Below are 15,207 nucleotides of genomic sequence, written 5' to 3' on the forward strand. Positions count from 1 at the left end.
CTGCCGGGCATCTCCCCCACGAGGGGGGAGATTGGCTCATCACGCCTTCCCCGCCGCATACTCCAGCGCCACCACCCCGTTGCTGAATTGCGTGGCGGAGATCAGCTCGAGCGGCAATTGCGCGCCGGGCGGGAATAGCAGCTTGCCCTGGCCGACGGCACCGGGGTAGCTGAGCAGCCTGATGCGGTCGACGAGGCCATGGCGCAGCAATTCCTGCGCGACGCTGAGGCTGCCATGCACATAGATGTTGCCGCCGCTGCCTTGCTTCAGCCCTCTGACCGCGGCCGGCAAGGCGCCCTGCAGCAACTCGGCCGGCTGCCAGTCCAGCGCCGTCAAGTTGGTCGAGGCGATATATTTCGGCAGCGCGTTGAAGCGGTCGGCGAAGTCTCCGGTCTCCTTGGGCCACGAGCCGGCAAAGATCTGATAAGTCGTGCGCCCCAAAAGCATGGCGCCGCTGTCGGCAAGCTCGTCGTCCTTGAATTTTTGCATTTCATCGTTCCAGGCCACGCTCGGCAGCTTTTCAACCTCGGCAATGCCATCGACGCTGATGAATTCGGTGATGATGAGTTTTCTCATGGCGGGTTCCTTCTGTCGGGGCGGCCGTGCGGGTCTTGTGCGAACTGCACCGTCAACTAGCGCGGCGCTTTTTCAGGTGGAGGGGTTTTCCCCGTTCGCTTCCAAAGACCGATACCGTGGGAAAAGCGTCTCCGACCTGCCCGTCGTTCGGCCATGCCACGAGGTCCGCGTCGGGTGGGGGCGGTCTTTTTTGCCTGTCCCCGATTGGATCTGGTTCGTAATTGCGGGCTGGCTACAGGCGGGCAATACCGGCTTTCAGCAGTCCTTCGCGGACGTGCTGCACATCAGACTCCTGGGCATAGTGCAGGGTGGCGATGAATGAATCGAGGTCGAATTGGGGATCGAGCGTTCTGATCTTGCCTAGATGCGCCGCGGCCGCGATTTCGTCGCCGAGCCAGCCGTAGCAGGCAGCGGCGAAAGCGTGCTGAACCGAGTCCATGGTTGACAGATGCATGAAAGCTTCGATCGCCTCGCCATACTGGCGCGCGGCGAAATGCGCCTTTCCCAGATGGCTCCAGAACCTCTCCGGGTGGTGCGGGTTCAACTGCATTGCCTTGCGGATCCACTCAATTCCCTCTTCCGGCCTCCCCAACCAGGTCAATAACTCGCCTTGCTGCACCACCACGAGGTCGTAATTGGGATTGAGGGCCAGCGCCCGCTCTTGATGGTAGCGCGCTGTGGTCAGCTCATTGTTGTTCACGTTCACTGCCGCGAGGATGCGGTGGACATCGGCATCGTTGTTGTCCAGCGCCAGCGCCCTGTCCAGCGCTGCCATAATGTTGTTCCAGACGGCATCCCTGTCTTCGCACCAGTTATGGACCCAGGCCTGGCCAAGAATGCAGGCCCGCCAGGCATGGGCATGGGCATAATCGGGGTCGAGCGTGACGGCCCTCTCTATCAAGGTTTGCGCGCGTTCATTATCCGCAATCGTGCTTCGGTGATGCAGCACCTTGGCAGCAAGCACACATTCATACGCGGCCATGTTTGCAGGTTTCGCCCGCGCGAGCTGGTCCCGCTGAGCCGCCTCGACACGACCGGGCAGCGTGGCTGCGATCGCCGCGGTCACCTCATCCTGAATCGCGAATATGTCGACCAGCTTCCGGTCATATTTGTCTGCCCAGATATGTGCGTCATTCGCCGTGTCGATGAGCTGAACCGTCACGCGCACCCTGTCGCCGATCTTGCGGACGCTTCCCTCCACCAGGTATTGGACGTCGAGTTTCTCGGCCACCTCGCGCACATTCACGGCGCGGTTCTTGTAGACGAAGGCGGAATTGCGCGAGATGACGAACAGCTCATGGTGGCGGGACAATTCGGTGATGATGTCCTCGGTCAGTCCGTCCGCGAAAAATTCCTGCTCGGGGTCGCCGCTCATGTTGCTGAATGGCAGCACCACTATCGAAGGTTTCGAGATGGATCGCTTTGCCTCGACTTGTGGCAGGACAGGACTGTCAAACCCAACGCGATAGAGGCGAACCGGGCGGCTGATGTTCTTTAATGTCTTCTCGCCCAGGTCCTCCATGGCGATTTCGAGACGGTCGGCAATCTGGGTCGCCACCGCTGCGGTCACGCAGATACCGCCGACGTCGGCGAGTTGCTCGATGCGCGAGGCAATATTGACGCCGTCGCCGAAAATGTCCTCATCGTCGAAAATGATGTCGCCGAGATTTATGCCGATCCTGAATTCGATACGCCGTTCTTGCGGCACATCCGAATTGCGCCGTTTCATGCGCTGTTGGATTTCCACGGCGCATTTCACGGCATCGGTCACGCTCTGGAACTCAACGAGCATGCCGTCTCCGGTGGTCTTGATGATCCGGCCCTTGTTCTTGGCGATGGCGGGATCGACCAGCTCTATGCGATGGGTGCGAAGGCGTGCGAGCGTGCCGGATTCATCGGCCTCCATTAGCCGACTGTAGCCCGCCATATCGGAAGCCAGAATTGCGGCTAGTCTCTGTTCCATCGCTGAACCAAAAACCAAGCCTACGCTTCCTGGGCTGCCAAATCCAGCAATTTGGGCTTGTGGCTGAATCAAGAAGTCTTCCTACCGCAGCAGCAGGAAAGGGCGGATCAGAACCTTCCGCCTGGTGGCTGCCAACTCGATCGCATCAATGGCGGGAGGCGCGGCGTCGAGCTCGTCGAGGCGACATATTTCGGCAGCGCGTTGAACCGGTCGGCGAAGTCTCCGGTTTCCTTGGGCCAGGAGCCGGCAAAAATCTCATAGGTCGTGCGCCCCAAAAGCATGGCTCCGCTGTCGGCAAGCTCATCATCCTTGAATTTTTCCATCTCATCGTTCCAGGTAACGCCCGGCAGCTTCTCGACCTCGGCGATGCCATCGACGCTGATGAATTCGGTGACGATGAGTTTTCTCATGGCGGATTCCTGATAGTCAGAGGACGGATGGTGCGGGGCGTTCTGCGACACGGTCCGTGAGAAATAGTGCTGCGCTTTGCTGTTTGGTCGATGTTAGAGGCAAAGTCGACCTCCGTCGACCTGATGCTCCGCGCCAACTCCAACCGGCGTAGAAGCGGGGAGGGGAGCATTGGAGGCGGTCGGTGCTTGTTTGTCTGCGATGGCCACTTCTGACCCGAAGGTGACCTAGCAGGCGGACCTCCAAATGACAGCTCTGCGCTTTTCAGTCATCCACGCAGGGGAGTTGCGCCAAAAGCGGCATTCGTAATGCCGAATGCAGCTCTCGGATGAGTAGTAAAAAGATCTACGAGCAGGTTTGAAGACTCACCGAAGAACTGATAGGCGTCTTCACACGAGGTCTCCCCTCGCATACGCGCTGTAGTAACTGCGGCGTAAGAGCTAATGTCTGCACATATCGTGCGCGCCATATCAATAACGCGATACATGGCGTGATTGGAAGGGAGACCTCGTGCCGATGTCCTTTTTTGGTATTCCTGTTGTCCGCGTGTCAATACCTCTCGAGTTGGCCAGTGAAGCGGCGCTCCTCACCTATTTGGGTATGTCGGCCAAGGAGTTGAAAAAGATTTGGTGGTTTCGCGGACGCATGTACCACCAGTTCGAGATCGCCAAGGGTAAGGACAAGACCAGGATTATCAGCGCGCCGAACAAGCGCCTCAAATATCTTCAGAGACAGATTGCTCCGCTACTTGACCGGCTCTATCGCGTGCGGAATCCAGTCCATGGCTTTGTCTCCGGAAAATCGGTAAAGACCAACGCGCTAGCGCACCTGCGTAAGCGCTTCGTGCTTAACATCGATCTGAAAGATTTCTTTCCGTCGATCACCGAAAACCGTGTCGCTGGCGTCCTTGAAGCTCTCGGCATTGGTAGTCGTGTGGCAGGCATCATTGCCCGGCTCTGCTGCCACAACGCTCATCTGCCTCAGGGCGCGCCGACCAGTCCGGTCCTCTCCAATATGATCTGTTTTCGCTTGGATAAGGAACTGCTTGCCTTCGCGAAGAGCGCGCGCTGCATCTACACACGCTACGCAGATGACATCACGCTTTCGAGCTATCAACCTATGGCGGCGCTGTTCGAGGGGTCGGCTCAGCCCTTGGGCCATTTCGCACCCGATCTCCTCGTTTCGGCCCTGCGCAACATCGTCGTCACTAACGGATTCGCGATAAACCCCGATAAGGCGCACTACGCCGACCGAAATTCGCGCCGGATGGTTACAGGGCTCAAGATCAACGAGCTAATCAATGTGGACCGCCGCTATGTCCGAAATGTTCGGGCAGCGCTCTATTCGGTGGAGACACTGGGCAGACAGGCCGCGCAGGCGAAGTTCAAGCGCGACCATGGCGGTACGTCCGACCTCGGCAAGCATCTCGGAGGCAAGATCGTCTGGCTCAGGCACATCCGAGGCCAATCCGACCCTGTGTTTCGGGCTATTGCTGTCCGTTTCAACGTTAGTTTCCCGGACCGAAAGATCGAGGTGACGCCGACTGCGGACGAGGTCCGGGACCGGGCTGTGTGGGTTATCGAGTATTGTGAGGGTGAGGGCGAGAAGCTCAAGCTGTTGCAGGGCAGTGCCTTCTTCCTCAAGGATGCCGGACTTGTCACCGCCGCGCATTGCGTAGAGGGAGTGGACGAGGTTGAAGTCTACCACCCGGGCAAGCCCTCTAACAGATTCAAGGCGACAGTGCTCAAGCGCGACGAGCATCGTGATCTTGCGATTCTTGGTCACGCTATCCCAACTACCGAATATTTCGACTTCGAACGATCAACTCACGCCGTTGCGGTCGGTCAAGAGTTGACCGCAGTCGGCTATCCAAGTTTTGGCCCGGGCGACAGGCTTAATGTCCGGGATGGAAAGATAAGCTCACTTCCTGTCAAGCACGGTGTCAAGCTGATCGAAGTGACGCAAAAGCTTTCGCAGGGCATGTCTGGTGGTCCCCTCCTGGACAGCAACGACGCGGTCGCCGGTGTCGTTCACAAAGGGGGACCGGGCGAAGGACGAGACTTCGCTATTCATGTCGAGGTGCTAAACGATTGGCTTGCTGAGTAGACGTTCGGGTTGTCCGCGCTGGCACGGGCCTACCCGACGCGCAATTGTTAAGGTATCCGCACGGAAGCGTTGCCCTCCGTTGCGGCTACATGAAGAAGCGGAATTGATAGGGGGCGTTTCCTAGACGATCCATGCGCTTCACAACGCGGGCGAGAACCTGTGCGTAGCCCATCGTCACTGGTAAATGGTCATAGAGCGCATCATTGTTCCAGTTCATTTTTGAGAGCGCCAAAGCCGAACGGGCTGTTTCGTCCCAAGGGCCATGCCCCGCATGGCGAACAAGTCGGATTGGCTGGGGTGTGCTCTTGCCGCCTTGGAAATAATCCCGACGTCCGGCAATCCCACTGACTGTGCCGCGCATCCAAAGAAGCGCATCGCGGGGGCCTAGGCTCAGAAGTGATCCCCGTTCGACAGGGTACGCTGCCGCTTTTCCCTTTGAAGAATTGCTGCTGCCGGAGTCGATGCGAACGCCACGCCAACCAATGTCCTCGACAACTTGGACAAGGTCGACCGCCTCGCAGAGATGGAGCGCTTCCATACATCCGTCGATTTCATCCGGCTTGGACTCTGTCGACTTGTGGACGATGACCCGACGCGGCACCCGGCCGGCATGCCTGCGCCGATAGAGATCGAGAGAGCGCGTCATCACCCGGAACATCTCAGTCCGTGACATGAATGGATTCTCGCGCTGGATCTCTACCTCGTGAGCGTCATAGGCTATGAACTCAAGCCCGGCTCCCTCCGCATCAAAGACTTGGCTACAGCATGTGACGAAGCGAGGACGGGCGGACAGGACAGGGCGCACGGCGTACGAGATGCCTATGAACGCGGTTTCGGCATCGGTATCGGCTAGCTTCCAAGGCACGCCGCCTGCTTTCGCATAAAGGGCTAGGCCAATGCGCCACATCACGCTCGCCCGGTCTGGGTAGGCGAGCGCCTTGTCTTCACGAACGAGCTGAATCGGCAAGCCGCGCGCCGCGGTCATTGCCTTTAAGTGGTCGTGCAGATCGAAATCCTCGCCGGCGGCGCCGACATAACCCGCCTGCCAACGCGCGGGGATGTAGATGAAAAGTACGTCGAACTCTGCGCGACGCGTATCCAGTGCTTGGATCGCCCGAGTAAGCCGGTCAGCGATCACAAGATGCGGCGTGGGAGAGGCCTCGATATCGCGGTCAACATTCGCATCGAGCTGCAGATGACAAGAAGTGGCCGCCCCGCGCATATGCAAGTTGAACACGGCGCTGAACCCGGGCCACTTCGGTAGGTAATCCTTCCGCTCGCGGGGCTCGAACACCGAGTTTAGCTCTTTCATGAAGTCGTAGAGGGCCTGACTTTGTCCAAAGGGAGCTATGGTCGCTACGCGTATTGGATCGGGCACCAAACCGGCGGAGTAGGGGCCATAACGGAGCAAGCCGCGTAGCGGGTGAATGTCCGTGTCGCCGGGCCGATCAGGATGAAACAGAAGCCGGGGCTCCGGCAGCCAGATATGTGCGCCAACCTCACTGCTCATGGGCCTATCCTCCGCGAGAACGCGGTCGCATCGGAGAGCTGGAAGACAGCTTCGACACCTGCGCTGACCCCTAATGCGCGCTGTGGAACTCCGCCCTTCGCGAGCCGGGCGGCCCAGAACCCGACTAGCGCATTCAGTGGACCGTTGTAGCGTTTCACGGTTCTTTCTCGTGCGAAGTCTGTCGCTGCAAAACGATTTTCATCCGAAAGGCCGGAAAATACGATTCGGGGCTCAACCAGAAGCCAAGGTCGTTCGTCTGCCCAATCGATCCGAAGGCCAACACCCTCACGCCAAATCAGTTCAGGGAATTTCTCAACGACCCCCGACAGTTTCCCAACGATGGATCTCAATTCTTCCCATTCGGATGACTTGGGATCGGAGGGGGCGAGGAGATCGGTGGTTCGGCGATGGTCAATCGTGAGCCCGCCTTCTCTCGCAAGCGCGCGCGATAGAGCATCGCGCAGAAGTCCGCGTTCGCCCGTCTCGTTGCGGAGGCGCTGCGGCTCGATGGGGTGAAGAGCAAAATCGGTGATCCCGAATGGCTCGAACGCGGCACGAAGGTCGGTATCCGCCCCGAACGCCAGGACGCCAGCCCTTGTTCGTGTGCACAACACGTCCACCTCGGCCGCCGCCACCGCTGTTCGCACAGCCGCATGACCTTCGATATTGCACACGATCCGTCGGCAGGTCGATGGCAAGACAGAGATGGGGAGGGCATTGAGCCGAATGACGGGCCAACCCTTCTTGCCGGCCGGCGCGGGCGTCGCGGTCCACCGCCGCCGTTCGCCTGCAACGGCATCCAATGTCGTCGTGTCGATTCCTTTCAAAAGCCGCACAAGGTCGCGAGTTGTCTCGTCGAAATTCTCGATAGTCACCAGTCCGCCATCGATTCCGCTCTCGGCTGCGCGAGTTAGTAGCGAGATCACGGCAGGCAGCGGGGGATAATCTCCGCGATGCAACCAGAACAAGCCGCCTGGAAAGCTGGAACCCTGCTTCACTGCTTCTGTCAGTGTTGACATAACTGATTCATCACGCCCGCTATAGCCGGCCACGACCATCCCAGACGTTTGGCAGGCTTCTATTAGGACATGCCTGAGTTGAGCGTCTTGGTGGCGAAGCTCCTCTGGCGTGTTCTTCAAGCGCCGAAAACGAAAATCGCCGTGCAACTTGATTTGGGCGGGCCAACGTTGTCCGCTGATTGTCTCGCGCGCCAGTTCGGGCGCCTGCAATCCCGCAGTTGTGAGCGCGGACGTAGTGCCAAAGACCTTTGCGCACGCGTCGTCGACTAGGTCGTCGAAGTTTGTTGTCCAGATGATCTTTGAGTGCTCGGCCATCAGCAACGTCGCTAGCGCAAGATGGCCGTAGGACGGCTTGGCGCCCCGTGTTCTGGACTCGATGTACGTGCGGCGATCGGCTTCGCTTGGCCAAGCGGCTTCGAATATGGCTGCGTATTCATCTGGCGCACCTTCGACGGGGAAAGTGCCCGACGAACTTATGTAATTTTGAATGAGGGAACGGACCGCCGGGTTGGTCAGGTCCTCGACCGATTTCGGTGATACTTTTCTCTGACTAACATAGAGCGCCTGCTTGAATTCCCAGAGCATTTCGCCGGCGGTTGGAATACCGGAGGACGCTGACGCGCCCGCTCCAAGTAGCCACATGAGACCACCCGCACGCATTTGAAAACGGCGGGCGAAGTCGTCGGACTCTACAATCGGATAAACGTGCTCGATTCGCATCGTGACATAGTATCAGGTCGGGTGTGGGAGTAAGGCTCAGTTGATCCAATCCCAAGGCAATAATGTTACTTGCACTAGGTTGGGTGAGTTTGCGCGAGGGTTCCTATAAACGACCTCTTGCCCTCCCCCGCATCCTTTCCCTAATCTCCCTCTGAGAAAACCTTTTCCCAAATCCCCCGCACTCGCTGACCTCACCAGTCAGCACCTCGCAAGGCGATAAGAGAAAATCTTTTCCCAACTAGGGACTCATACCCAAACCATGGTCTCCGACGCCCAGCCAGTCTCAGCCAAGCAGCCCGTCACGCTCCGCGAGGTGGCGGCCATTGCTGGCGTCAGCGTGGCCACGGCGTCCAAGGCGCTGAACGGGCAGGGGCGGATGACGGCGGAGACGCCGGCCCGGATTCGCGAGACGGCGCAGCGGCTTGGCTTTCGCCCGAACGGCCTGGCGCAGAGCCTGTTGCGGCGGCTCCTTTAACGTCGAGCCAGCTGACTACCGACCTGTCGCCGCGCCTTCGGCGCGCATTTGTGACGGTCACCGCCCTCATCAAGCAACTCTGATATTTGGCATCATGGTGCGATGCCAAGCCGTTGCCGGAGCGGATGCTGGTAACGTCGGCAAGCGGAACAATCCGGCAGCCGGCGGGTTTGTAGGATGAAGGGCGATCTGTTTCGGAGGAAGATTGCGATGAAACGCGTCCTTGCCCACCATGCGGTACGACTGATGCTCGGCGGCGCCTGTCTGCTGACGGTCGTCGAGATTCCCAACCCGATTGCGCCATTGTCGCTCGTGTCCGAGGCAAGGGCTGCCACCACCGTTTCGATCAGCACATTCTACGAAGACCTGTCTTCCTATGGTGATTGGGTCTCGTATCACGGAGCGACCGTTTTCGTGCCGGTTGATGTGCCTGACGATTGGCGTCCCTATACCGTTGGACACTGGGCCTATACCGAGCAGTATGGCTGGCTGTGGGTATCCGACGAGCCATTCGGCTGGGCGACGTACCATTACGGCCGGTGGGGCTATGCCGACGATATCGGCTGGTACTGGGTTCCGGGCACCCGTTGGGCGCCGGCATGGGTGAGTTGGCGTCGTGACAGGGAGCACATGATTTGGGCTCCGCTGCCGCCGCGCCGCGATCCGGATCTGATTTCAATCGAGGTGACCTTCGACACGACGCCGGATTATTACTGGGTTGTGGTCCCCACCCGCGAATTCCTTGCTGCGGACATTTCCACCGTCGTTATCCGTGATGAGCCCGAGTTCGTGCGCATCGTCGAGGCGGCCGAGCCGGCCGGCGACGTGACGATCCAGAACAATGTGGTGATCAACAAAGTCATCGATGTCGATGTGATCGAGAAGGAGACGAAGCAGGAGGTGACTGCCGTCAAGGTCAGCAAGACCGACGCGCCCGAACAGGCCGGCAAATTGGAAAACGATACGGTCACGGTCTTTGAAGGTGAGGTGAAAGCCGATGCCGATGCCAAACCGGCTAAGCTCAAAGACATCGAGGAGGTGAAGCAGGTTCAGGCTGGCCGCAAATCGAAGCCGACCGAAGGCGCAGCAACGACCGAACAGGCCGAACCGGAAAAGACCGCCAAGCCTGAGAAGCCGACGACCGAGGAGCAGCCCGCCGCCGGGCAGCAGCAGGCCGAACCCGAGCAGGCAGCCAAGCCTGAGAAGTCGAAGGCCAAGGAGCAACCCGCCACGGAACAGCAGCAGGCTGAGCCCGAACAGACGGCCAAGCCTGAGAAGCAGAAGACCAAGAAGCAGCCCGCCGCGGAACAGCAGCAGGCCGAGCCGGAACAGGCGGCCAAGCCTGAGAAGCAGAAGACCAAGAAGCAGCCCGCCGCGGAACAGCAGCAGGCCGAGCCGGAGCAGGCGGCCAAGCCTGAGAAGCCGAAGACCAAGAAGCAGCCCGCCGCCGAGCAGCAGGCCGAGCCCGAGCAGGCGGCCAAGCCTGAGAAACCGAAGACCAGGAAGCAGCCAGCGGCCGAGCAGCAGCAGGCCGAGCCCGAGCAGGCGGCCAAGCCTGAAAAGCAGAAGGCCAAGGAGCAGCCCGCCGAGCAGCAGCAAGCCGAGCCGGAACAGGCGGCCAAGCCACAGAAGCAGAAAAACAAGGCGTGCGATCCGCAGACTGAGAGCTGCTAGCCGTACGGGTAGACTGCGGCACCGCGATTATTCGATCGCGGTGCTCGCTGAGCGACCATTCCCCCTTGCCATCCCCACATCCTTCGTCCTAATCTCCCCCTGAGAAAACCTTTTCCCAAACCGCCCGCAGCCGCTGACCTCACCAATCAGCACCTCGCAGGACCACAAGAGAAAAGCTTTTCCCACCTGGGAGGATCGATATCCAAATCATGGCGTCCGACGTCCAGCCAACGCCCGCCAAGCAGCCCGTCACCCTGCGTGAGGTGGCCGCCATCGCCGGCGTCAGCGTCGCCACCGCCTCGAAAGCGCTGAACGGGCAGGGGCGGATGACCGCCGAGACGCGCGAGCGTATTCGCGAGACGGCGCAGCGGCTTGGCTTTCGCCCGAACAGCCTGGCGCAGAGCCTGCTCAGGCGGCGCTCCTTTACCGTCGGGCTGTTGACCAACGACACCTATGGCCGTTTTTCGCTGCCGCTGATGGCCGGCGTTTCCGATGCGCTGGTCGATGCCGGCGTCTCGGTGTTTTTGTGCAATGTCGAGGACGACCCGCGCCTTGCCCAGCTGCATGTCGATGCCATGCTCGACAAGCGCGTCGACGGCATCATTGCCACCGGCAAGCGCATCGACCGCCATCTGCCGGTCGACCTCGCCAATCTCGGCATTCCGGCGATCTATGCCTTCACCGAGCCCGATCCCAACGCCATCGCTTTCGTGTCCGACGATGCCGGCGGGGCGCGGCTGGCGGTCGAGCACTTTTGCCGGCTCGGGCGCCGGCGCATCGCCCATGTGTCCGGGCCGGCCAGCTTTGCCGTGGTGCATGCCCGGGCCGAAGCCTATCGCGAGGTGCTGGCCGAAAATAACCTGCCGGTCATGGAGCCGCTGCTCGGCCCCTGGTCGGAAGCCTGGGGCCACGAGGCGGTCAGAAAACTGTTCGACGGCGGCGATGGCACGCGCGAAAAACCCGATGCGGTGTTTTGCGGCAACGACCAGATCGCGCGCGGCGTCATCGATGCCTTGCGCGAGCGCGGCATCGGCGTGCCGGACGAGGTCGGCGTCATCGGTTTCGACAATTGGCAGATCGTCGCCGAGGCAACCCGCCCGCCGCTGACCTCGGTCGACATGAATCTCGCAGCACTTGGCCGCGAGGCCGGCCTTGCCTTGCTTTCGCTCGTCGGCGGCGAACCCGCTCTGCCGGGCATTAGAAAACTGCCGTGCCGGTTGGTGGTGCGTCAGTCATGCGGCCGTCCGCCGGACGGCTGAACGAAACGGGCCGTGTCGATAGTCACCAGCTTGGGGGCGCGGCTAAATTAAGACGCCAAATTAAAACCATGTGGAGGAGAAGCATGAGAACCACCATTACCGGGCTCGCCATCGCCGCGAGCATTTTGGGCACGCTGGCGACGGTCGGCTCGGCCGCCGCCGATACCGCCAACATCTGGGTTCGCGCCGACGGCTCGAACTTCATGCCGCGCATCGTCGATGCCTTCAACAAGGGGCATCAGAACCAGATCAAGCTGGACATCATCCCCAACGCCGAAATCATCCCGAAATACGGCGCTGCCGCCGCCGGCGGCACGGCGCCCGATGCGCTGTCGCTCGACCTGATCTACACGCCGTCCTTCGCCGCCGCCGGCCAGCTGGAGGACATCACCGACTGGGCGAAATCGCTGCCCTATTTCGCCAGCCTGTCGCCGGCGCATGTCAAGACCGGCACCTATAAGGGCCGCATCTACGGGCTGCCGTTCTCGGCCGATTCCTCGGTGCTGATCTGGAACAAGAAGCTGTTCAAGCAGGCCGGCCTCGATCCGGAAAAGGGCCCGACCAACTGGGCCGAAATCGAAGCCGACGCCGAAAAGGTCAACGCGCTCGGCGGCGACATCAAGGGCTTCTACTTCTCCGGCAATTGCGGCGGCTGCAACATCTTCACCTTCACGCCACTGATCTGGGCCTCGGGCGGCGATATCCTGACCGAGGACGGCTCCAAGGCGACGCTGGACACCCCGCAGATGCGCGGCGCCATCGACCTCTACCGTTCGATGGTCAAGAAAGACCTGGTGCCTTCAGGCGCGCAGACCGACACCGGCTCCAACTTCTTTGCCGCCTTCGCCACCGGCAATATCGGCATCTCGCCGTCCGGCGCCTTCGCCATCGGCGCGCTCAACACGCAATATCCCGATATCGACTACGGCATCACCTTCCTGCCCGGCAAGGACGGCGGCTGGTCGTCATTTGCCGGCGGCGATAATTTCGTCGTCACCAAGGGCACCACCAAGGTCGCGGTGGTGAAGGAGTTTCTCGACTTCGCCTATTCGCTCGAGGGCCAGACCATCCTGGCGAAATACGGCAGCCTGCCGGTGCGCGGCGACATCGCCAATGAGGCGCTGAAAGATCTCGACCCGCGCTACAAGGTCGCCGCGGAGGCAATGTCCAAGGGCCGCACGCCCTATTCGGTGGTGTTCAACGACCTGATCAACTCGGCCAACGGTCCGTGGAACCAGATGATGAACGAGGTCTTCTTCGGTGAAGACGTCGACGGCGCCATCGCCAACGCGCAGGAGACCATGCAGTCGATCATCGATTCGGCGCCGCAGAAGTAAAGCGCCGGCGCCCGGCCGCCCGCCTGTCTCCCTGGACGGGCGGCCGGGCAATTGCATCGGAAGACCGCCCGCAACTCACCTTGGAAGGACCGATTGTTAATGTCGGCACCGCCCCTCATCCGCCTGCCGGCACCTTCTCCCCGTATAGTGACGGGGAGAAGGGGCTGGCCGCGACCCTGGCACCCTTTCTGCAACGCGGGATGTTGGCGAAATCCTTTGCGAAGGCACCCTTCTCCCCGTCACTATACGGGGAGAAGTGCCCGGCAGGGCGATGAGGGGCAGCGCAAACCAGACGCGATTGACTTGGGGCGGGAGACCGAAGATTTGCAACCATTCAACCGCAAGAACCGCGCATGACCACCATCACAGCAACCACCGCCACCCCGGCACGCGCATACAAACTGGTCGGCGCCGGCCGCCGGCAGTGGATCGGCCTGCTCTATGTCGCGCCGGCCGTCGCCCTGGTCGTCGTCTTCTTCATCGTGCCGCTTTGCATGACCGCCTGGATGTCGCTGCACAACTGGCCGCTGATGGGCGCGCACAGCTTTGTCGGGCTCGACAATTACTGGGCGATCCTGCGCGACACCCGCTTCTGGAACGCGCTGCGGTTCACCGGCTACTACACGGTGGTGGTGACGATCGCGATCTTCGCCGTCGCCTTTCCGCTGGCGCTGTTCATCGAAAGGCCGCGGCAGCTGACCGGCTTCTACCGCACGTCCTTCTTCATGCCGGCGGTCATCGGCTTCGCCTCGGCGAGCCTTTTGTGGTCGTGGCTGCTCAATGTCGATTCCGGCCTGTTCAGCCCGGCCGCTTTCGAGCTTGGCCTGACCGAAAAGAAATTCAATCTGCTGGCGACCTTCCAGCCGGCCTTCTGGTCGATCATCGCCATGGTGGTGTGGAAGGTGGCGGGCTTCACCATGATCATCCTGATGACCGGCCTGCAGTCGATCCCGCCGGATCTGCAGGAAGCGGCGATGATCGACGGGGCAGGGCCATTCGCGCGGTTTCGCGCCATCACCTTGCCCTTGATGCGCCGCACGCTGGCGCTGGCGCTGATCCTGTCGGTTGCCGGCTCGATCCTGGCCTTCGACCAGTTCTACATCATCCTGCGCGGCGGGCCGCGCAACCAGACGCTGACCGCCGTCTACTGGATCTTCAACCAGTCCTTCGTGTCGTTCAAGCTCGGCTATGGCGCCGCCCTTTCGATGGTCCTGCTGGTCATCCTGGTGGCGCTCAGCCTCATCCAGCTGCGGCTGCTGCGCAATCCGGAAGGGGTCGACTGATGGCGCTAGCCCGCAGCCGCAAGAGCCGCATCGGCACGCAGATTGCCGAGCACGCCACCGGCATCACCGCGTCCATACTGTTCCTGGCGCCGATCGTCTGGACCGTTCTTTCGGCGTTCAAGCCGGCGCAGGAGGCGCGCCAGCCACCGCTGCCGCCCTGGCCGACAACTGGGTTCTCGCTCGAGAACTACGCCACGCTCAACACCTTCGGCGATGGCCTGTGGCTGCCGGCGCAAAACAGCATCTATGTCTCTGTCATGACGGTGGTGCTGTCGGTGATCGTCAGCGTGCTCGCCGGCTACGGTTTCTCGCGCTTCCGTTTTCCGCTGAAGAACCTGCTCTTCGTCGTCATCCTGTCGACGATCATGATCCCGTTCCAGTCGATCCTGACGCCGATCTTCCTGGTGCTGACAAAAATCGGCCTGCACAACACGCTGACCGGGCTGGTCTGCGTCTACGTCACGCTGCAGCTGCCGTTCTCAATCTTCATGATGCGCAACGCCTTCGACGCGGTGCCGCGCGAGATCGAGGAAGCCGCGCGCATGGACGGCGCCAACAACGTCACCATGCTGTTGAGGGTCATGCTGCCGCTGGTCTGGCCGGGCATCGTCACCATCGCGCTGTTTGCCTTCCTCGGCGCCTGGAACGAGTTTTTGGCCGCGCTGGTGCTGATGACCGACCAGTCGAAATTCACGCTGCCGATCATGATGACCGCACTGCAGTCCGGCCGCTTCGGCGCCATCGACTGGGGCGCTGTGCAGGCCGGCGTCACCGTGATGATGGTGCCGTGCCTGGTGCTCTTCCTGCTGCTGCAGCGCTTCTACATCCGCGGCCTGATGGCAGGGGCCGTCAAGTGACCAATCGAACCGAACCGGAG

General features: G+C 60.9%; 11 protein-coding genes and 1 pseudogene. 7 read left to right on the forward strand and 5 right to left on the reverse strand.

The window, feature by feature from the left end; genetic code table 11:
- Positions 1-39 precede the first annotated feature (39 nt).
- The 3 genes from NKH89_RS18800 to NKH89_RS18810 all read right to left on the reverse strand — a co-directional run bounded on the left by NKH89_RS18800 (position 40) and on the right by NKH89_RS18810 (position 2,949).
- The gene (locus NKH89_RS18800; protein WP_352496172.1) at positions 40-576 is read right to left on the reverse strand and encodes a dihydrofolate reductase family protein; all 537 of its coding nucleotides are present in this window, start codon (positions 574-576) and stop codon (positions 40-42) included.
- Between the two features lie 232 nt (positions 577-808).
- The gene (locus NKH89_RS18805) at positions 809-2,539 is read right to left on the reverse strand and encodes an adenylate/guanylate cyclase domain-containing protein (protein WP_352909563.1); all 1,731 of its coding nucleotides are present in this window, start codon (positions 2,537-2,539) and stop codon (positions 809-811) included.
- A 107-nt stretch (positions 2,540-2,646) separates the two neighbouring features.
- Complete coding sequence (locus NKH89_RS18810; RefSeq protein ID WP_352909503.1) at positions 2,647-2,949, reverse strand: dihydrofolate reductase family protein; 303 nt, start codon at positions 2,947-2,949, stop codon at positions 2,647-2,649.
- A gap of 514 nt (positions 2,950-3,463) precedes the next feature.
- Between NKH89_RS18810 and NKH89_RS18815 the strand changes: the two genes are divergently transcribed.
- A complete protein-coding gene (locus NKH89_RS18815; RefSeq protein WP_352909565.1) occupies positions 3,464-5,053 on the forward strand; it encodes a trypsin-like peptidase domain-containing protein in 1,590 nt (529 codons plus the stop codon).
- A gap of 85 nt (positions 5,054-5,138) precedes the next feature.
- On the opposite strand, the gene NKH89_RS18820 is transcribed toward NKH89_RS18815, so the two are convergent.
- Positions 5,139-6,563, reverse strand: coding sequence for an argonaute/piwi family protein (locus NKH89_RS18820; protein WP_352909505.1), 1,425 nt, complete (start codon positions 6,561-6,563; stop codon positions 5,139-5,141).
- Positions 6,560-8,302, reverse strand: coding sequence for an SIR2 family protein (locus NKH89_RS18825; RefSeq protein ID WP_352909507.1), 1,743 nt, complete (start codon positions 8,300-8,302; stop codon positions 6,560-6,562). The genes NKH89_RS18820 and NKH89_RS18825 overlap by 4 nt, the downstream gene beginning before the upstream one ends.
- 259 nt (positions 8,303-8,561) lie before the next feature.
- Here NKH89_RS18825 and NKH89_RS18830 point away from each other — a divergent pair.
- The 6 genes and pseudogenes from NKH89_RS18830 to NKH89_RS18855 all read left to right on the forward strand — a co-directional run.
- Positions 8,562-8,768: pseudogene (locus NKH89_RS18830) on the forward strand (LacI family DNA-binding transcriptional regulator); the annotation flags it as partial.
- A gap of 219 nt (positions 8,769-8,987) precedes the next feature.
- Positions 8,988-10,451 carry a DUF6600 domain-containing protein gene (locus NKH89_RS18835; RefSeq protein WP_352909509.1) on the forward strand — a complete coding sequence of 488 codons (1,464 nt, stop codon included), beginning with the start codon at positions 8,988-8,990 and terminating at the stop codon, positions 10,449-10,451.
- Between the two features lie 209 nt (positions 10,452-10,660).
- The gene (locus NKH89_RS18840; protein ID WP_352909511.1) at positions 10,661-11,710 is read left to right on the forward strand and encodes a LacI family DNA-binding transcriptional regulator; all 1,050 of its coding nucleotides are present in this window, start codon (positions 10,661-10,663) and stop codon (positions 11,708-11,710) included.
- Positions 11,711-11,793: 83 nt separating this feature from the next.
- On the forward strand, positions 11,794-13,047 hold the full coding sequence (locus NKH89_RS18845) for an ABC transporter substrate-binding protein (RefSeq protein WP_352909513.1): 1,254 nt from the start codon (positions 11,794-11,796) through the stop codon (positions 13,045-13,047).
- Between the two features lie 353 nt (positions 13,048-13,400).
- Positions 13,401-14,330 carry a carbohydrate ABC transporter permease gene (locus NKH89_RS18850; RefSeq protein WP_352909515.1) on the forward strand — a complete coding sequence of 310 codons (930 nt, stop codon included), beginning with the start codon at positions 13,401-13,403 and terminating at the stop codon, positions 14,328-14,330.
- Positions 14,330-15,187, forward strand: coding sequence for a carbohydrate ABC transporter permease (locus tag NKH89_RS18855; protein ID WP_352909517.1), 858 nt, complete (start codon positions 14,330-14,332; stop codon positions 15,185-15,187). Before NKH89_RS18850 ends, NKH89_RS18855 begins: the two co-directional genes overlap by 1 nt.
- The last annotated feature ends 20 nt before the right edge of the window (positions 15,188-15,207 follow it).

It is taken from the genome of Mesorhizobium sp. M0923 (assembly GCF_040319365.1).
Lineage (GTDB): Bacteria > Pseudomonadota > Alphaproteobacteria > Rhizobiales > Rhizobiaceae > Mesorhizobium.

What these genes read in the sequence shown, in the direction of transcription:
- NKH89_RS18800 (WP_352496172.1), bottom strand. Translation starts at nt 576, where the DNA reads ATGAGAAAACTCATCATCACCGAATTCATCAGCGTCGATGGCATTGCC.
- NKH89_RS18805 (WP_352909563.1), bottom strand. Translation starts at nt 2,539, where the DNA reads ATGGAACAGAGACTAGCCGCAATTCTGGCTTCCGATATGGCGGGCTAC.
- NKH89_RS18810 (WP_352909503.1), bottom strand. Translation starts at nt 2,949, where the DNA reads ATGAGAAAACTCATCGTCACCGAATTCATCAGCGTCGATGGCATCGCC.
- NKH89_RS18815 (WP_352909565.1), top strand. Translation starts at nt 3,464, where the DNA reads ATGTCCTTTTTTGGTATTCCTGTTGTCCGCGTGTCAATACCTCTCGAG.
- NKH89_RS18820 (WP_352909505.1), bottom strand. Translation starts at nt 6,563, where the DNA reads ATGAGCAGTGAGGTTGGCGCACATATCTGGCTGCCGGAGCCCCGGCTT.
- NKH89_RS18825 (WP_352909507.1), bottom strand. Translation starts at nt 8,302, where the DNA reads ATGCGAATCGAGCACGTTTATCCGATTGTAGAGTCCGACGACTTCGCC.
- NKH89_RS18835 (WP_352909509.1), top strand. Translation starts at nt 8,988, where the DNA reads ATGAAACGCGTCCTTGCCCACCATGCGGTACGACTGATGCTCGGCGGC.
- NKH89_RS18840 (WP_352909511.1), top strand. Translation starts at nt 10,661, where the DNA reads ATGGCGTCCGACGTCCAGCCAACGCCCGCCAAGCAGCCCGTCACCCTG.
- NKH89_RS18845 (WP_352909513.1), top strand. Translation starts at nt 11,794, where the DNA reads ATGAGAACCACCATTACCGGGCTCGCCATCGCCGCGAGCATTTTGGGC.
- NKH89_RS18850 (WP_352909515.1), top strand. Translation starts at nt 13,401, where the DNA reads ATGACCACCATCACAGCAACCACCGCCACCCCGGCACGCGCATACAAA.
- NKH89_RS18855 (WP_352909517.1), top strand. Translation starts at nt 14,330, where the DNA reads ATGGCGCTAGCCCGCAGCCGCAAGAGCCGCATCGGCACGCAGATTGCC.